An 18118-nucleotide genomic window follows, 5' to 3' on the forward strand; every position below is an offset into this window, starting at 1 on the left:
AAAATGTATATGGATTGCAAAAATATAAGCCCCATCCTAGATGGATAGAAAGTTATGGTTACGAGGATACAACAGATATATATGTTGGCTACAACAGCAAAGGAGATGTGAGTACACTCATCACTTGTGACGATCGATCACAGTATCCAAAAGCACGCCATTGCAATCAGTGGTTTATTTTATCTGAAGATACGCATGTCAATATAGATGTGCGTTATCAAGCGGTGCATTTAAAAGATTGGCAAATCATTCAAAGTAAAGTACTCAAGCAAATTAATCACTTAAAAGTTTTATAGGGGAACAATATGTCACGTCAAAACCTTGTATTTTCTTACGAAGTATAATTATCAAGGAGATAAATACACCGCAATTTGTTTAGATGGAACTGTAATTGTAAACCCTAAATTCTATTGAAAATATGAGCAAAAATAAGGTGTTGCTTAATGTGCCAAAAATAAAATTGAATTTAAATGAATTATTGTTATTATGCAATTATATCGTTATTTTGCGATACACTTATTGTTAAAATACGATATATTAAAGGTCTTATCGCCTTATTTCTCTTTGATTCTTAAAAATGATGGTGTAATGGATATAAATTTAATCAGTAAAGCGTTAGCTCACCCTTTACGTCGGCAGATTTTATTGTGGTTAAAATACCCAGAACAATATTTTTCACAATTGAATGTATGTACTGAAAGCAACAGTGTAGGCGTGTGTGCAGGACATATTGAAAAAAAAGGTCATGTTGCACAGTCAACCATGTCGAAGCATTTGGCGATATTACAAAATTCAGGTTTGGTTGAGGTAAGAAAATATGGACAGTGGTCTTATTTTTCGAGGAATGAAGTAATCATTGAACAATATATCAATGATTTGAAAGATACGTTGTAAATATATTTGAATAACTCTATGGAAAAAATACGATGTCAATCTTAAATACTCCCTTAAAAATGGGTGATCTTGAACTCAAAAATCGCTTAGTTTTAGCACCACTAACACGCTCTAGAAGTAATAGCGAGCGTATTCCTACAGACGTGATGGTTGAATATTACCGTCAGCGTGCTAACGCGGGGCTAATGCTGACAGAAGCAACGGTAATTTCTGAAGATGCTGTGGGATATAGCAATACTCCTGGCTTGTGGAATAGTGAGCAAGCGAAAGCATGGACACCTATTGTTCAAGCAGTACATGAACAAGGTGCAAAAATTTTTGCGCAATTGTGGCATGTTGGTCGAATTTCTGACCCTGAGTTTTTGTCAGGTCATATGCCTGTTGCACCAAGTGCCATACAACCTGAAGGGCATGTCAGTTTGTTGCGTCCAAAGCGCCCATATGTAACCCCACGAGCTCTAGCCGTTGAAGAAATTCAAGTCATTATCGCAAAATATAAACAAGCAGCACTGTTTGCAAAAGAAGCGGGTTTTGACGGTGTAGAATTACATGCAGCAAATGGTTATTTAATTGATCAGTTTTTACAAAGCGGTACAAATCAACGGACAGACCAATATGGTGGAACATTAGAAAATCGAGCGCGTTTATTATTGGAAGTTGTTGATGTACTGATTGATGTGTGGGGCGCAGGCCGTGTAGGAGTACATATTGCACCACGAGGTGATTCTCATGATATGCATGATGATCATCCAGTACAAACGTTTGGTTATGTGATGCAACAGCTCAGCCAACGACATATTGCATTTGTATTTGCACGAGAATATCAATCGGAAGACAGCATTAGCCCTGTATTGCGTCCACAGTTTAACGGGGTTTGGATTGCCAATGAAAAATTAACAGCATCTTCTGCAAACACATTGTTGGAAAATAAAAGTGCAGATGCGGTTGCATTTGGTCAATTATTTATTGCAAATCCAGATTTGCTTGAACGTTTAGAACATGATTTACCACTGAATGAAGTCGATTTTAATACCTTATATCCGTCTAATGATGATCTAAATAAAGGCTATACAGACTATCCAACATTGAGCACTCATGGATAAATAGACCTTTGCAAACGCCTAGATCATAGGCGTTTGCATCAAGTGCTCAATTAAAAAACAGCACTTTCTTCGATTAGATTGTTTTATACTAGTGTTTATTTGCTGTTGCTATAGGATCTGTCTTGCGCCCTCCGTTTTGGTATCACATGGCTTTAACATTTATTCAGCCATTATATCGCTCTCGAATCAAAAAAAGAGCAGTACACGCTCAAGCATTACAACAAGAATTGTCTGAACGATTCGGTCCTTTTACTGCACCAAAACATATACAGAGTCTTTGGTTTCATGCTGTATCTGTGGGGGAAACCAATGCAGCTCAGCCTTTAATTGAGCACTATTTAGCACAAGGCCAAACCGTTTTGGTGACTAATACAACCAAAACAGGGCAAGCGAGAGCCAAAGCATTGTTTGAGGATAAATATCCTGAACACTTTCAAGCCGTTTTTCTACCTGCCGATTTGCGTCAAAATATTCTACAGTTTTTAGCCGTGTATCAGCCTAAACTTGTGTTGCTCATGGAAACCGAATTATGGCCAAATTTGTTGTCTTGTTTGCATGAACAAGGCATTGCAACGTTATTGCTCAATGCTCGTTTATCTGCAAAATCTGCCCAAGGTTATGCCCGTTTTAAACGTTTAACCCAACCCATGTTACAGCAGTTAAGTTGGATTGCTGCCCAAGATCAAGCAACCTTACAGCGCTTTGAAACATTGGGGAAAGATGTACACACGATGCAAGTGATGGGCAATATTAAATTTGATATTCATGCACCCACGTGGGTTGCTTCTACTGCTCATGATTTATATGCACAATGGCAATTAAAACAACGCAAAGTTCTTGTTCTTGCAAGTACACATGCACCTGAAGAACAGACTATTTTGCATGCCTTAAGTCAGTATTTAAAACAAGATCCAAGTATATTGTGCATTGTTGTACCAAGACACCCAGAGCGTTTTACCTCTGTTGCTTTAGAGATACAACAGTTGGGGCTGACTATGAAAAAACGTAGTTTAAACCAAGCCGTCGATCTCGATACTCAAGTCTATTTGGCAGATAGCATGGGTGAATTATGGTTGTGGTATGCTTTGGCCGATGTGGCTTATGTTGGAGGTTCATTGAACGAGCCCGGGGGCGGACATAATATTTTAGAACCCATAGCACTTGGTGTCGCTACGATACTTGGCAAAAACTATTTTAACTTTCAAACCATAGTCGATGAGTTTGTTGCCCAACACGCGGTAGAGATTGTTGATACAGCCACACACACGGCTGAGCGTTTAATGTATCTGTCACAGCATCAAGCTGCACGCAATACGATGGTGTTACAAGCCAATGCAGTATTTGAGCAAAATCAAGGTGCTTTACAACGCCATATTGCCTTAATTGATCGGTTTTTATCCAAAGCATGAATATTGTTCTTTTACCGAAAAATACTCAAATCAAATCCACTTTAACCATCAATGAACCTCGACAAGTTCAGCATATTCAAAACCATTTGAAATTACATGTGGGTGATACGCTAAAAATAGGAATTCGAGATGGACAGCGTTATTTAACACGAGTGATTGCATTACATAAAGATACGGTCGACGTATGTATTTTAACCGCTCAAACCATACCTGAAAAACGTAAAATTACTTTAATTTTAGCCCTACCTAGACCTAAAGTTTTACGTCGTATCATCGTGGATGCGGTCACGCTTGGGGTAGAGCATATTATTTTATTGCATAGTTACCGTGTTGATAAAAGCTATTGGCAAAGTCCATTGTTAACGCAAATTGATGACTATATTACGCTTGGTTTAGAGCAAGCAGGAGATACGGTTGCGCCACAAGTACAGTTATATCGGCGTTTTAAGCCTTTTGTTGAAGATATATTGCCTGAACTTATGTGTGATGATCGTGCTGTATATGTAGCTCATCCATACGCTGAACAGACGCATCAACAGATGAATGAACCATGTTGCTTGGTGATTGGCCCTGAAGGTGGGTTTATTGAGTATGAGATTGAGTTATTTAAAAAAAACGGCTGCCAAATAATGAGTTTAGGCAACCGAATTTTACGCACTGAAACCGCTATCCCTTATATTTTAGGGGCTTTATCGATTTAAGCATGTGGAGTTTGTGAAATTTGCTCTTGAATTGGGTAAGGAATACTAATGCCGTGTTTGTTAAACTCAAGCACAATTTGTTCTTGAATTTCACTGGCTGAAGTTAAAGTGTTTGTTTTAGTGGTATCAATCCACCAGCGAATATTTAAATTAATGGCAAAATCACCCAATGCGGTAACATTGACCAAACTTGCAGGTTGATTTAAAACATTCTTATGCGCTTGTAATATATTTGTGACGACCTCTTTTGCTCTGTGAACATCGTCTTCATAACCAATTCCCACGTTGACTTCACAACGGCGTTGGGTATATGCAGTAACAACAGTAATCGAACTTGTATATACAGTGGCATTTGGAATCACAAGGCGACGACCATCATAAGAGCGTAAGGTTGTTGCTCGAATTTGAATATCTTCAACGGTACCTTCAAGCCCATTACACACAATGGCATCGCCAATACGGAAGGGTTCACCAAGCAGAATTAAAATGCCTGAAAGTAGGTTTTGGAAAATATCTTTAAATGCAAAACCAATGGCCACCGAACCAATTCCGAGTGCGCTCATCAATTGTCCCGGTGAAAAACCAGGAATGGCAATCACTAACGCAATCAAAAATCCAAAAAATACAATAAATGTACTACCGACTCGGTTGAGGACTAAAACAAGGTTTTGTTTTGCATACGGTCGATTTGATAGTGCGCGAACCACAAACAGTTTAAAAAATTTGGATAAAAACCAAAAAATAATAAAGACAATAATGGCAATACAAAGATAAGGTACGCGTTCCCAAAAGCCTGCCACAATTTTATCTATGGTTTGGTAGGCATCATGGTATTTACTGTTTTCATTAAAGATGGCTTGTGTCTGTGCACTGACATTGTGGGCAAGGTTTGCCACCGAATTTGTTTTTTCTTCTGCCACGGTCAAGTTCCCGAAAAATTAAAGTAACATTGTGCCTTAAACTCTGAATAAATTTAAATAGTTAATTACAAAATGCTGTGAAAATAACCATGGTGTATACGTTTTTGATGATGCGTTAAAAAAAGATGGGTTGTCATTGTGAAGAGGGTGGTTTTGTCTCAATATTGAGTTTTAAGTCCATGTTTTTGTTGTATTCAGCCATGAAATTGATTTTTATGATTAAAAAAAATTAAAAAAACAAATATCGCATAAGAAAAAAATGTAATATTCAGGGTATGAAGTAAACTCTTTGATCAGAACATGAATATGACTGATCATTTTTAATAGGTATGGCTAAGCGCTTATGAATATATTAATCGTTGATGATCACCCATTATTTCGCCATGCGCTCATTCAGGCTGTGCGTCAGGGCTTTCCATTGGCGCAAATTAAAGAAACGGCGACAGTGAAAGAGTTTTATGCCTACTTAGAAAGTGGTGCAGAACCAGATTTGGTGTTGCTTGATTTAAATTTACCGGGTGCATCTGGTTTCTCTGCATTGGTGCATGTACGTGCGCAGTATCCGAGTATTCCAATTATTGTGGTATCTGCACATGAAGAGGTGAGTATTATTCATCGTGCCATGACACATGGTGCAATGGGGTATATTCCAAAATCGGCAAATCCACATTTAATTACCGAGGCCATACAGGCTGTATCTGAAGGTGACTTATGGTTACCACCTAATTTACCTCATCATAATCATGTTGAAGTATGTACTGCCGATGAAACTGCACTGGCTGCCCGTATTCAGTCGCTGACCCCACAACAATTCAGAGTACTGATGATGGTCGCTGAAGGACTGCTCAATAAACAAATTGCCTATGAATTAGATGTGTCAGAAGCGACGATTAAAGCGCATGTGACGGCTATTTTTAGAAAATTGAATGTACAGAATCGAACACAAGCTGTGCTTGCAATCAGTGTGCTGAACATTCAAGACAAAAAAATGTAATTCGATATTAATATTTAATCAAATTTGAGTCCAGACAGCCAAGCTCGCATTGATGCGGGCTTGAGTGGTTTTTTAAGTAAAGTAATCTGCTGTTGTTTCAGCTTTTGTGGTAGATCTGGATCAGAGTCTGCGGTAATGAGTGCAACAGCCACCTGTGATTGACGGTTTTTTTCAATAAAATCTAAGCCACGTTTATTTTGATTTAAATGTTGGTCAATGAGCCACACTTCAATACGATGTTGCCGAATCAACTGTTCTGCTTCTTCAGGTTCTCTAGCTTTGTAGACACGATGTCCCCATTTTGTGAGTAAAGTGAGCATACCTTCTAAAATGGCTTCATCATTGTCTAAACATAAAATATTGTAGCAAGCATTATGCGTGACTGTACGTGCCATTGGTTGTGTGTTGGCTTTAGGGGGGGCTGTAAGTGGAACTTCAACCATAAAGCATGAACCATGCGCTAACGTGGAGTAAACATATACCGGGTAATCAAGCATACGTGTCATACGTTGCACGATGGCTAGTCCAAGTCCAAGGCCTTGTTCTCCCCAAGGAGAAGTATGGCCACATCGCTCGAACTCTTGAAATAGTTTAATTCGCTGAGCTTCTGCAATGCCGGGGCCTGTGTCCCACACGCCAATACGAATGTGGTTGGCTCTTGAAGCGGAGCGCAATACACCCACAATGACTTTACCACGTGCTGTGTACCGTAAGGCATTACTCACAAAGTTTTGAATAATACGACGAATCCACTGTTGATCTGTATCAATCCAAAACTGTGCATCATGCACTTTAAATTGAATATTTCGCTGTGCTGCAATAGATTTAAATTGCATTTCTAGATCGCTGAGTAAATCGTGTAATGGGTAGGCCTGACGTTGTGGTTGAATGCTTGCACCTTCTAAGCGTGCAATATCAAGTAGTGCAGACAACATACTTTCTGCGCCATGTAAAGCACGGTCGAGCTGTTGTAGAGTATGCTGATCTTCAGGCGTATGAACACTTTGTTCTAGTGCTGTACTAAATAAACGTGCTGCATGCATCGGTTGTAATAAATCGTGGCTTGCCGCAGCAATAAATCGACTTTTAGATAAATTTGCCGTATCTGCTTGTTGTCTTGCAAGCTTTTGCTCCGCTAAGGCATCGGCCAGTTGTTGCGTACGATCTTGTACTCTGGCTTCGAGTATGGCTTCATTTTCCCTAAAGGCGGTAATGTCGGCAAATGTGGCAACGAAGCCTCCGCCTCGAATGGCATTTCCACGAATTTGAATGACTCGGCCATCTTTTCTGACACGTTCAAATTCATGCGCACTTCCAACTTGCATCCAATGAATTCGTTTTCTGACATGCTCTTCAACTGATCCTGGCCCACAATCTCCACGCATGGCATTGTAGCGAATCAGATCTGCAATTGGACAGCCAACATAAATCAATTCTTTGGGGTAATCAAACAATTTAATATACTGTGTATTCCAAGCGACAAGGCACATGTTTTTATCAACAACACTGACCCCTTGAGTCATATGATTAATCATGGTCATGAGTAAGTTTTGATGAAAACGTTGCCACTGTGATGCTTGGTCTAAAATGTTAGCGACCTGCGCAACGCCTAAACCATTATGTGCTAAAGCCGTTTTTAATAAGGTTCGTGCCGATGCTGCACCAATACTGCTGGCAAGATATTGTTCGGTGAAGTTCCACCACATACCATTGGCCACTTGGTTGGTATTTAAAATCAGTGCATTATGTTTGCAAAATTGTTGAAATGCTCGTTTTGTATTGTCTTCACCTGTAATTCGACTCGCTAGTGTTAATAGATCACCTATTTTGAGTCGGGCACCATCTTGATGAGTATAAAAAGAGTCGCTCGGTTGCGTAGATGTTTGAAGTTTTTGATCGTAATAAAAAAAACTTTCTGCCTGAATTTGTTCTGCTACGCTCGGTCTATAAAGACGAGAAATCCAAATATAAAAGACAATATTTAAACCTAAAGACCAAATAACGCCATGAGTGAGTGGTGATAAATATTCAAAACCCAGTATTGCTTCAGGACGTAATAAATAAATCCCAAATAAACCATCGTTTAATAGGGAAGAGTGGTCGTGTGGAGTATTCAAAAAAACATATTTGATCAGCGTGGGAATGAATAGGGTATATGTCCACAGTAAAAATCCTGCGGTCAGGCCTGCATAGACCCCACGCTTACTACCACTACGCCAATACAAACCACCAATAAGAGCAGGAGCAAATTGTGCCACGGCACTAAATGCCAATAAACCTAAAACAGACAATTGAGTGACGTTGTCAAAGACATGATAAAACGAAAAACCAAGAAGCATCACAAAAACAATGCAAAGACGGCGCGCAATTTTGAGTACAGCAGGCAGTTTGTTATTGTGCCGTGAGATTACGCCAAAACGCCACAAGGCAGGCATAATTAAGTCATTACTCAACATGGTGGAAATTGCAACAGAAGACACCAATAACATGCCTGTCGATGCAGAAAAACCACCTAGAAATGCCAATAAAGACAACCATTCATTTTGATAACTTAATGGTAAAGTTAATACAGCCAAATCACCGATACCAATGTGCTCATATTGATGGTGTAATGCCCAACTTGCGATGGGGAAAATAGCGATTGCAGTGATAATAAGATAGGCTGAAAACCATTTTCTTGCGCCTTTAATATGTGTTTCATCACGAAGTTCCACTACACCAACATGAAATTGCCGAGGTAAACAAAACATGGCCAGTGCGGCTAAGATGGTTTGTACCCAAAAACTACTAGGTAGCCCAACATTTTGAATATGGCTATATTGTTGTTTTAAATCATGGCTAATTTGAGGCAAACTTTGTGGGTCTTGTACAATAAAAAAGATGGCCACACACAATAAAGCGACCAATTTGACAAAAGATTCGACAGCCACTGCAAGCATCAGGCCACCATGTTGTTCGGTATTTGAAATTTGTCGAGTACCAAATAACATCGAAAGCATCACCAAAATGGCGGTTAGAAAAAGAACAATATTGGTTGTGTTTTGAATGGTATGTGTTTCAGGTAAAATGGTTGCAGTGCTCATCGCAATGGCGCGTAATTGAAGTGCCAGATAAGGTACGGTACCAATGACAGAAAGTAAGGTAATGAGTGAGGCCAACGTTGCACTTTTACCATAACGTGCTGAAATAAAATCGGAAATAGACGCAATCGCATGGTGTTGACGAATATGACCTAAACGTCGCCAAATATCATAACCAAAAGCAATAAAAAGCAAGGGCCCCAAATAAATGGCAAAATAATTCATACCTTGCTGAACAGCATCGCCAGTTGCACCATAAAATGTCCATGACGAACAGTACACGCCTAAGGTGAGACTAAAAAGTAAAACTCTACCTTTTGAATTTAAATGTGAGGCATATTTTTCGCCAAAAAATGCACATAAAAATAAAAAAACGATGTAAAGAATAAGTATTGCAATAATGAGCCAGCTGTTCATCTGTTTTATAGGTTCAAAAGGATAAAAGTATGATAACTGAACTTGGTTCAAATGCGCTGTTTTGAATAATTTTTCTGTAGGATTTACAGTAAAAGTCAATGCTCACGTAAAAACGGGCGAAATTTCACGTGAGCATAATTTTTAAAAGATGTATTGCGCACCCATACCTAAATTATAATAACGTGATGAAATGCCTGCATTGCCTTCATAGTTGTAGCCTTTAATCGTTGTTTTGGCATGTGCAAATTTATATTCATTCCACGTAATTTCTGTAAATAATTTAATACGTGGTGAAATATAATAGCCTGCATTGAGCGTGACTGAGTAAAACTCAGAATCTTCAGCTTTTTCATAAAACGTGAGATTACGCACGTAATGTTCATCTTGATCGCTAGATTTTACCCATGGGCTCATTTTTGCAGTGGCCCCAATTTCATAGTTGTTATATCTATAATTTGCAGTGAGGCCTAAATAATACAAACTAAATTTTTGTTTATAGCCAATACCCAGTTGATCGTCGGGGAATGAACCACGATCGGCTTGTGCAGTACCATCAATATAATTACCGTATTGATCTGACAGTCCGTATTGGTAACGTCCGCCTCGTGCGCTCCAACTAAACTGACTGCGTTCATAGCCTAAAATGGCCCCAATATTGTAATTGGATTTTTGCAACAACCAATACGTAAAATTGAAATCTAACTTACTGGCTGCGTTAAGAGATGTATTTGGGTGATTTGACCAATCTGTAACCAGTGAACGATTGGCAGGGTCTCGCCAGTCATAGTCATTCATGGTGACCGTTTTTTTGCCGACTGTTGTCCACCCATTGATATTTAAACTTAAATTCGGTGAAATATTCCATGTGAAATCGGCTTTAATAATGGGAACATTTTTAATTTCCCAATTTAAAAAACTCACTTGATCTGAATAGTTCTCGGCAAAAACAAATTCTTTACCTTGACCACCTGTAAGCATTGATGGAGCAATACTAAACGTCGTTGCAGGTTTTGTGACTATTTCTCCAATAGATTCATCATATGCCATATGAGAACGTGGGAGAGTGGTAATTTGAACCTCTTTTAAAATTTCAATTTCTTGTAAGTTTTCAAGCTGAGGTGTGGTTTGTTCAACTGACATTGTGGCTGGATTTTCTTCAGCAAATGCAAAACTAATCTGACATAAACCAATAACGATAAAGTAATTTAATTTTTTGATTTTAAAATACATTGTACTTTTGACTCAAATGTATACACGCGTATACTTTAACAAAAAACAAACAAATTAGATATATTTTGTACAGCTGTCAGCGCTATTTTTTTAAGAAAAATATCAGGTAAAAAAAGTAAACTGAGCTGGTCTATACCTGCTCAGTTTAAAGTATATTACTGTGATGTTCAGATGACGTTATGCACCTTTTAAAATTCGATCACAACTTTGACGGTCTGATTTGACCTCTTGTTGTTGTTGGGGAGATAGTTTTAAATAATAGTTGATCAGCTCACGAGCAAAATCATCATAAATTTTAGGTTTGTTCAGTGCGTAGTCAGGAACTCCTCCTTGAGCCACTTTATTAAAAAATGCAATCAATTCTGGATTATCTGCTTGAATTTCTCGATGCTCAATCACATAACACATCGCAATGCGGTGATATGCTTTTTCTTCTTCTGATGGATACTTATTCATCACATAAATGGTGCTCGCAATCAGTAGACATATAATCGCTAATGCTGAAAGGAGGTACTTTTTTTTAGACATAATCTTTGCCTGTAAATAGACTAGTTTTCATTTTGGCAAAGACGATCTTTAGGAAAAATAGCTTTAAAACAAGAGCCTTGCTGGACTTGGGATTCTATTTCAAGATATGCACCATGTTGCATGAGTACGTGTTTTACAATTGCCAACCCCAACCCTGTCCCTCCTGTTTGTCGACTACGTGCACTATCAACGCGATAAAATCGCTCGGTGAGGCGAGGCAAGTGTTTGAGGTCAATCCCAATTCCGTTGTCTTGTACGGTGAAGTAGCCATTTTCTTGGTCGTCATGCCAACCGATGGTGATTGTACCACTACCTTTAGGCGTGTACTTAATGGCATTGGTAATTAAGTTACCAAAAGCACTGGCAAGTTCCATATCTGAACCAATCAGATCACAGTGGCTATCAATGTCTAAATTGAGCATATGGCCGTATTCAGTATTGTAGGCTTGGGCATCATCAAATAATTGCGTCATGAGTGCGGGCATGTCTACAATTTGATTTTTTGCCATTTTACGGTCATTTTCAAGCCGTGATAATAATAACAAGTCATTGACCAATGCATTCATGCGTCGTGTTTGTGACTGCATTTGATCAAAGGCACGTTTCCACTTAGGATTAAAATTATCTTGATCGGTGAAGGTTTCTAAATAGCCACTGAGTACCGTAAGTGGTGTACGTAACTCATGTGAAATATTGTCGACAAAGTCTTTGCGCATTTGCTCGAGGTTGTGTACACGAGTCACATCATAAGCCACCAACAAACGACTTTCTGTACCAAATCGAGTCAGTTTAATTTGTACATGATGGTTTTCAAACACCGAAGATTGCATTTTTATGCCATCTGGGTGTTGTTCCATGTCGTGAAAATATTCAACAAAGATTGGCTGGCGTAAAATTCCGAGTAAGTTATTATGTTTATCTTGTTGTTTAATGCCAAGTAAGCGTTCTGCAGCTGGGTTCCACCATTCAATTTGATGTAGTTCATCTGTAATAATAACAGCTTCTGCAAGGGCAAATAAAGATGACTGTGCACGGTCGATGAGCGTGACCATGTCTGCTTGTACAACACGCTCTTGGCGTTGTGCTCTATAAATATTAAATGCCAATGCTCCAAATAAACCTGGTACGTTCGGTGGCATGTCATAGGGCCGATGTGAAATCCAGTCATTAATTAAATATAAGGCACGTAATCTTAAGCCAATACATAAAAAAATGGCGAGGGTAAGACAAACCCACAAATAGCCTATTCCAACGCCAATCAGACCTGCAATCACTAAAAAAAAACTGAGTAATCTGATGTCTTGTTTTGCATAGATCCACAGACTGCTATAGCGATAATTTTTATATTCGCGACTGATTTCTGGCGTTGGGTAGTGTTCATACATAGTTTTAAATCTTAGTTTAATGCATCTGTGCGAGTAGAAAAACGGTATCCTGTACCTCGTACAGTTTGTACAAACTTATCTACGCCAAAAGGCTCTAAGATTTTACGCAAACGACGAATATGTACATCAATGGTACGGTCTTCAATATACACGCTACCGCCCCACACATGGTCAAGAAGTTGTGCACGTGTATAGGCACGTTCTGAGTGAGTCATAAAAAATGACAGCAGGCGGTATTCTGTTGGCCCCATTTCAATAATACTGTCACTGAAGCTCACACGTTGACTGACAGGGTCTAAAATTAGACCATTGGCATCAATGACTTTATCACCGCTAAGTGCATTTGAACGTCGAAGCACGGCTTTAATCCGTGAGATGAGCTCTCGAGTAGAAAATGGTTTGGTCATGTAATCATCTGCACCAGCATCTAGACCTTGTACTTTATGATCTTCTTCACCACGTGCGGTGAGCATAATGACAGGAATTTCAGAGAGTGTTTCATCTCGCTTTAAACGGTAACATAATTCAACACCGCTTAGCCCCCCAGGGAGCATCCAATCAAGTAAGATGAGCGATGGTCTGCGATCTACAATGATTTGGTGTGCTTGTTTGGCATCTTCTGCTTGCAGACATTGGAAACCAGCCATGTCGAGAGAGGTATGAATCATCTCACGAATGGGTAGTTCATCATCGACAATTAAAATGTAATCCTCTTTCATGGCTGTAATATCCTATATGAATCTTTTATGAACTTCGGGCTATTACAAAGATTTATTATGACAGTATTATTGCAATCATCATGTCATTTAAATTTTAGCCTATTTTTTTATGACAAGTTGAAGTAGTTTTGATGAAATTCAGGTGAAAATTGTAGATTTTTTTGGTAAAAAATATGTTATATAAATGATATTTATATATTTTTTTAAAAATGAATCAAAAAATATTTAATTTAGTTTTTTAAAAGGAAAAAATGATGGCAGAAACGTTAAATCTGGTACAAGGCGATAAAGTTGAGCAGTATGAAAATATTTTGCCACAAATTCGTGGATTAATAGATGGTGAGCCAGATTTAATTGCCAATTTGGCCAATGTGGCTGCTGCATTAAAATCACAATTTAATTGGTTATGGGTCGGTTTTTATTTGGTTAAATCACAAGAGTTAGTGCTTGGCCCATTTCAAGGCCCGATTGCCTGTACTCGTATTGCATATGGTCGTGGAGTATGTGGCACAGCATGGAAACAGCAAGAAGTACTTATTGTGGATGATGTAGAACAATTTTCAGGTCATATTTCATGTAGTTCTGAGTCTCGTTCAGAAATAGTATTACCTATGTTTTCAGGTCAAGCGTGTATTGGTGTGTTAGACATAGATAGCGCACATTTGTCTAATTTTGATGCGACAGACGAAAAATATCTGCGTCAAATTGTCGCTTTATTAGATCATACCTAAGCAATACATTCAGTAGAGTTATACAAGGCGTTGAATGGGCTTTTTCTTCCAAACGAAACGATAATAACCATACTGAAGTACACTTAAACAGACAAAAGACAAGGCATAGGCCACCCAAATGCCTTGTAGTCCAAAAAAGTGACTAAATATATAAGCGCAAGGCAATTCAATACATAAAATTGTCCCTATATTAATCAACATTGGTATATTGACAGTACCTGAAGCACGCATAATAGAAGAAAATACAGTACTCATGCCAAAAAATAAAATAGACCACAGTACGGTGTACAATAAAGTTTTGCCTAATACAATGACCTGAGGGTCGGTTAAAAATAATTGCAATAAATGATCTGCACTGATGTAAGCAATCACCACTAATGTCCCTGTAATCCCCACACTTGTGAGTATTGCTGTTTTAGTCACTTGCTCAAGTTGGTCACTTTTTCCAGCGCCAATGGCTTGAGAGGCAAAAATAGAAGCTGCTATGGCCACAGACAGTGTAGGAAACTGAATGTAATTCATCACTTGATTAATCGCACCATAGGCTGCGGTTGCGTTTGCGCCAAAAGAATTAATCAAACGCATAATGACCAAACCAGATAAAGAGGTCGTAATCATTTGAATGCCTGTTGGGATTCCAAGCTTTAGCACTTGTGGGCCTAATTTGCGATTGAATCTAATGTCTTTCAGGAGAGCAAGATTGGGTTTAAGCGCATGGTTTTTATAATTCAAATAGAGAATTAAAAAGATCAAAACGGCAATATTACTTAAAATAGAAGCCACAGCAGGTGCCATAGTGCCTAATTGTGGCAAGCCTAAATAGCCTTTGATGAGTGTGGGGGTCACCACCAAACCAATAAGGCATGTCATGATTAAAGCAAAAAGAGGCGTTAAACTGTCGCCGACACCCCGTAATAAAGAGGTATAAATAATATAAATAAAGATAAGAGGACTACCAAATAACATGGCGCGTACATAAGGAATAGATAAATGTTGTACATCAAGAGGAACACCTAAAAACTGTACAATTTGAGGTGTAAATGTACCTCCTAATATGGCAATACATGTTCCTAAAATGAGTGTCATAAATAATGTTGTACCCACGACTTTTCTAACTTTTGCTAAATCTTTTGCTCCCCATGCTTGACCCACCAATACACTTGCGCCTGATGACAATCCAATAATAAACGCCATCATACTAAACAGAATTGGAAAAAAAACCGCAATGGCAGCCACTGCATGTACGCCAAGCATTTGACCGACAAAAATGGTATTAATTGTTCCAGAAAGATTTTGCAAAATATTGGTCGCAATGAGTGGCAATACAAACAAAATAAATGTTTGAAACAATGGTTTGTTATTTGCCATTAGGGATTTGCTCATGATGTGCGCCAATGTAGGAATGTTTTATGCTAACTCACATGCAGATAAAATGTGTGTTGCTTTTGAAAGTGTGGCGTCTTGTTTTGCAAAACAAAAACGCAATAATCGTAGTGATGATGGCGGATTTTTATAAAATGCCGACAAAGGAATCGCCACAATTTTATGCTGTTCTGCCAAATATTGACACATTTGCACATCGTTAAGTTTGGGCTGAATTTTTGTATAATCAAGGGTTTGAAAGTATGTTCCTTGACTTGCAGTCCATGTGAAGTGAGATGATTTTAGTCCCGCCAAAAAAAAGTCACGTTTGGCTTGGTAGAAGGCTGACAACTGCGCTAAATGCGCGGGATGTTGTTGTATAAATTGATGCAGTGCCATTTGTACAGGTGCAACTCCACAAAAACTGGCGAATTGGTAGATTTGTCGAAATGGTTGCATGAGTTGTGTAGTTGCAACGCAATAGCCTGTTTTCCATCCTGTCACATGAAAGCTTTTGCCAAATGATCCAATCACAATACTTCTTTCGCGTAGTTCAGGGAAATCGATTGCACTGTAGTGTTTTTCTTGATCAAAAACCAAGTGTTCATAGACTTCATCTGAAAGAACAATAATATTATGATTTTCAATGATTTTAATTAAATTTAACCAATCTTGTTTTGACCACACAGCACCTGTTGGATTGTGTGGTGTGTTGACAATGATCATACGTGTTTTGTGATTAATGGCGTCAACCACTTGTTGCCAATCCACCTCAAAATGAGGTGCTTGTAAGTTGATATGTACAGCAGTGGCACCGACCAATGCAATCGAGGGTGCGTAGCTGTCATAACTTGGGTCAAAGAGAATGACTTCATCGCCCGCATGAACAAAAGCTTGTATTGCACAGTGAATTGCAATGGTTGCTCCAGAGGTAATGGTGACGTTGTTTTGGGGGTCAAGCGTTAGCAAAGGATTTCGCTGTGTAAATAAAGTACTCACTTGCTCACGTAAACCAAGTAGGCCATCACCGGGTGGATACTGATTGTAACCTTGAGTTGTTGCATCATGTAATGCTTGAATAAGTGCGCTAGGTGCAGAGAAATCAGGAAACCCTTGAGATAAATTTAATGCATTTAAACGCTGTGCAAGGGCAGACATCGTAGAGAAAATAGTTGTACCTGTGTGTGGTACTTTGGGGCTGATTTGAAACATGGATGATCCTTATTAAATATTATATGTGGTCAGTCTATTTTCATTTGTTTTTTTACAGATTTTTGATCATCAAGCCAAAATAATGCGTATCTTAGAATGATTGAACTGCTTAAAAAGCATAGTCAACCAATGCACGAATAGCACCTAATACCAAACCAATACATGCACCAACAATCACACCATTGACTCGAATCATGTGTAAATCACCACCCACTTCATTTTCAATTTTGGCGATCATATCTGTTGAATCCCATTCGTGAATACGTTCACTAATAAAACGAATCACTTTATCGCTATAGCGATCACTTAAATGTGTGGCCAAAGTACTTAAACGCTGATTAAGTAACGTACCCACTTCTTGGTGTTGTAGTAAATTTTCTCCCAATGTTTCGATGGCTGCTTGTAAATTTTTGGCAATGCCTGAATCTGTTTTAGCCAAGTCACTTTTGATGGCATTAAATAAAATGACGACAGCGCTACTCATAAAATTGATCAATTGTGGACTTTGCAGTAGCGCATTTTTATTTTGATTTAAACGTTCACTGGTTTCACTGTGCTCATTTTGTAATTCGAGCATGAGGCGTTGACCGTATTGTTCGACATGTTGTCGCCATGGATGCTCACGGTCTTGTAATACTTGTTCAAGCTTTTCCATAAAGCTATCTACAGTCCGTTGTTGCATGTCTATCCCAAATAAACTTGCACCTTTAGACAGCTTTAAAATCCCCAGTTCTTTAAACAGTGTGGTGGTTATTTCTCGTACCTGATTGGGGTGTTGCGAAACCCATGCATGTGCGCCGTCTAACCCTTGTTGCAATAATTCTTCGTGAAAGTCATTGTCTAAAATCGAATGTAACATTTCACTGGCCAGTTGGTTGATTTGCGTATTTTCAAGCCACTGTAAGCTGTTGGTTTGAATAAATTGAGCAATTTTTTCTTGTTCAATAAAATTAAAAATTTGGGGCAGTGTTTGTTGCATCATTTGCGTGATTTGCCCACTATTTTTTGGATTTTGTAGCCACTGTCCTAAGCTGCGACTCAGATTGGTCTGTTGTAAACTTTTTTCTACCACTTGAGGTGAGAGAAAATTTTCTTGCACAAAGTGTCCCATTGACTCTGCAATACGGGCTTTATTTCTTGGAATAATTTCGGTATGGTCACGCAAAAAATGTGGAATAGGGAATTGGCCAAATGGATTGCGAAATAGCACTGTAATGGCATACCAGTCAGCAAGTCCACCCACCACACCTGCTTCAGCAGATAACATGAGTATATGCAGTAACTGACTGTATTGTGGAAAAAATTTGGCGCTGATCATGAGTGCTATCCATGTAACCACGGCCATAATCAGTGCAATTGTGGCAAGACGTTTACTTCGTTGTAAACTGTTGGTTAGATGCGTTTGCGTATTTGAGGTCATATCAGCGTCCTAA

The 18118-nt window shown here is 38.7% G+C and carries 14 protein-coding genes and 2 pseudogenes; 7 read left to right on the plus strand and 9 right to left on the minus strand.

Annotated elements, in window-relative coordinates; genetic code table 11:
- The 5 genes and pseudogenes from I2F17_RS10230 to I2F17_RS10250 form a co-directional block, all read left to right on the plus strand.
- Nucleotides 1–296 (plus strand): annotated as a pseudogene (locus I2F17_RS10230) (hypothetical protein); the annotation flags it as partial.
- A 292-nt stretch (nucleotides 297–588) separates the two neighbouring features.
- Nucleotides 589–894 (plus strand): ArsR/SmtB family transcription factor, encoded by a 306-nt coding sequence (locus tag I2F17_RS10235; protein WP_211139824.1) that lies wholly within the window; start codon nucleotides 589–591, stop codon nucleotides 892–894.
- A gap of 32 nt (nucleotides 895–926) precedes the next feature.
- Nucleotides 927–1997 (plus strand): alkene reductase, encoded by a 1071-nt coding sequence (locus I2F17_RS10240; protein WP_211139825.1) that lies wholly within the window; start codon nucleotides 927–929, stop codon nucleotides 1995–1997.
- Between the two features lie 122 nt (nucleotides 1998–2119).
- Nucleotides 2120–3406 (plus strand): 3-deoxy-D-manno-octulosonic acid transferase, encoded by a 1287-nt coding sequence (locus I2F17_RS10245; protein WP_211139826.1) that lies wholly within the window; start codon nucleotides 2120–2122, stop codon nucleotides 3404–3406.
- Nucleotides 3403–4107: a 16S rRNA (uracil(1498)-N(3))-methyltransferase gene (locus tag I2F17_RS10250; RefSeq protein WP_211139827.1), complete on the plus strand. Its 705-nt coding sequence runs from the start codon at nucleotides 3403–3405 to the stop codon at nucleotides 4105–4107. The genes I2F17_RS10245 and I2F17_RS10250 overlap by 4 nt, the downstream gene beginning before the upstream one ends.
- On the opposite strand, the pseudogene I2F17_RS10255 reads toward I2F17_RS10250, so the two are convergent.
- A pseudogene (locus I2F17_RS10255) lies at nucleotides 4104–4946 on the minus strand (mechanosensitive ion channel family protein); the annotation flags it as partial. The gene I2F17_RS10250 and the pseudogene I2F17_RS10255 overlap by 4 nt on opposite strands.
- A 424-nt stretch (nucleotides 4947–5370) precedes the next feature.
- Between I2F17_RS10255 and I2F17_RS10260 the strand changes: the two are divergent.
- Nucleotides 5371–6021 (plus strand): response regulator, encoded by a 651-nt coding sequence (locus I2F17_RS10260; protein WP_196421812.1) that lies wholly within the window; start codon nucleotides 5371–5373, stop codon nucleotides 6019–6021.
- A 14-nt stretch (nucleotides 6022–6035) separates the two neighbouring features.
- On the opposite strand, the gene I2F17_RS10265 is transcribed toward I2F17_RS10260, so the two are convergent.
- From I2F17_RS10265 to phoB, 5 genes are all read right to left on the minus strand, one after another.
- Nucleotides 6036–9518, minus strand: a complete 3483-nt coding sequence (locus I2F17_RS10265; protein ID WP_211139829.1) for a PAS domain-containing hybrid sensor histidine kinase/response regulator — start codon at nucleotides 9516–9518, stop codon at nucleotides 6036–6038.
- Between the two features lie 141 nt (nucleotides 9519–9659).
- Nucleotides 9660–10748 carry an omptin family outer membrane protease gene (locus tag I2F17_RS10270; RefSeq protein WP_211139830.1) on the minus strand — a complete coding sequence of 363 codons (1089 nt, stop codon included), beginning with the start codon at nucleotides 10746–10748 and terminating at the stop codon, nucleotides 9660–9662.
- Between the two features lie 177 nt (nucleotides 10749–10925).
- On the minus strand, nucleotides 10926–11276 hold the full coding sequence (locus I2F17_RS10275; protein WP_196421809.1) for a cyclin family protein: 351 nt from the start codon (nucleotides 11274–11276) through the stop codon (nucleotides 10926–10928).
- 20 nt (nucleotides 11277–11296) lie between these two features.
- The gene (phoR, locus tag I2F17_RS10280) at nucleotides 11297–12661 is read right to left on the minus strand and encodes a phosphate regulon sensor histidine kinase PhoR (RefSeq protein WP_211139831.1); all 1365 of its coding nucleotides are present in this window, start codon (nucleotides 12659–12661) and stop codon (nucleotides 11297–11299) included.
- Nucleotides 12662–12672: 11 nt separating this feature from the next.
- Entirely contained in the window at nucleotides 12673–13380 is a 708-nt protein-coding gene (gene phoB, locus I2F17_RS10285; protein WP_196421807.1) for a phosphate regulon transcriptional regulator PhoB, read from the minus strand.
- 254 nt (nucleotides 13381–13634) lie between these two features.
- Here phoB and I2F17_RS10290 point away from each other — a divergent pair, with 254 nt between their 5' ends.
- Nucleotides 13635–14111, plus strand: coding sequence for a GAF domain-containing protein (locus I2F17_RS10290; RefSeq protein ID WP_196421806.1), 477 nt, complete (start codon nucleotides 13635–13637; stop codon nucleotides 14109–14111).
- Nucleotides 14112–14129: 18 nt separating this feature from the next.
- Here I2F17_RS10290 and I2F17_RS10295 read toward each other — a convergent pair whose 3' ends face one another.
- The 3 genes from I2F17_RS10295 to I2F17_RS10305 all read right to left on the minus strand — a co-directional run bounded on the left by I2F17_RS10295 (nucleotide 14130) and on the right by I2F17_RS10305 (nucleotide 18105).
- Nucleotides 14130–15494: an MATE family efflux transporter gene (locus tag I2F17_RS10295; RefSeq protein ID WP_211139832.1), complete on the minus strand. Its 1365-nt coding sequence runs from the start codon at nucleotides 15492–15494 to the stop codon at nucleotides 14130–14132.
- A gap of 24 nt (nucleotides 15495–15518) precedes the next feature.
- Nucleotides 15519–16685: a methionine aminotransferase gene (locus I2F17_RS10300; protein WP_211139833.1), complete on the minus strand. Its 1167-nt coding sequence runs from the start codon at nucleotides 16683–16685 to the stop codon at nucleotides 15519–15521.
- Between the two features lie 109 nt (nucleotides 16686–16794).
- The gene (locus tag I2F17_RS10305) at nucleotides 16795–18105 is read right to left on the minus strand and encodes a DUF445 domain-containing protein (protein WP_196421804.1); all 1311 of its coding nucleotides are present in this window, start codon (nucleotides 18103–18105) and stop codon (nucleotides 16795–16797) included.
- Between the last annotated feature and the right edge of the window lie 13 nt (nucleotides 18106–18118).

The sequence above is a fragment of the Acinetobacter baretiae genome, assembly GCF_015627105.1.
Lineage (GTDB): Bacteria > Pseudomonadota > Gammaproteobacteria > Pseudomonadales > Moraxellaceae > Acinetobacter > Acinetobacter baretiae.

Bases quoted from the DNA above. Each gene is read 5' to 3' on its own strand.
- I2F17_RS10235 (WP_211139824.1), top strand. From the start codon at position 589: ATGGATATAAATTTAATCAGTAAAGCGTTAGCTCACCCTTTACGTCGG.
- I2F17_RS10240 (WP_211139825.1), top strand. From the start codon at position 927: ATGTCAATCTTAAATACTCCCTTAAAAATGGGTGATCTTGAACTCAAA.
- I2F17_RS10250 (WP_211139827.1), top strand. From the start codon at position 3,403: ATGAATATTGTTCTTTTACCGAAAAATACTCAAATCAAATCCACTTTA.
- I2F17_RS10260 (WP_196421812.1), top strand. From the start codon at position 5,371: ATGAATATATTAATCGTTGATGATCACCCATTATTTCGCCATGCGCTC.
- I2F17_RS10265 (WP_211139829.1), bottom strand. From the start codon at position 9,518: ATGAACAGCTGGCTCATTATTGCAATACTTATTCTTTACATCGTTTTT.
- I2F17_RS10270 (WP_211139830.1), bottom strand. From the start codon at position 10,748: ATGTATTTTAAAATCAAAAAATTAAATTACTTTATCGTTATTGGTTTA.
- I2F17_RS10275 (WP_196421809.1), bottom strand. From the start codon at position 11,276: ATGTCTAAAAAAAAGTACCTCCTTTCAGCATTAGCGATTATATGTCTA.
- phoR (WP_211139831.1), bottom strand. From the start codon at position 12,661: ATGTATGAACACTACCCAACGCCAGAAATCAGTCGCGAATATAAAAAT.
- phoB (WP_196421807.1), bottom strand. From the start codon at position 13,380: ATGAAAGAGGATTACATTTTAATTGTCGATGATGAACTACCCATTCGT.
- I2F17_RS10290 (WP_196421806.1), top strand. From the start codon at position 13,635: ATGGCAGAAACGTTAAATCTGGTACAAGGCGATAAAGTTGAGCAGTAT.
- I2F17_RS10295 (WP_211139832.1), bottom strand. From the start codon at position 15,494: ATGAGCAAATCCCTAATGGCAAATAACAAACCATTGTTTCAAACATTT.
- I2F17_RS10300 (WP_211139833.1), bottom strand. From the start codon at position 16,685: ATGTTTCAAATCAGCCCCAAAGTACCACACACAGGTACAACTATTTTC.
- I2F17_RS10305 (WP_196421804.1), bottom strand. From the start codon at position 18,105: ATGACCTCAAATACGCAAACGCATCTAACCAACAGTTTACAACGAAGT.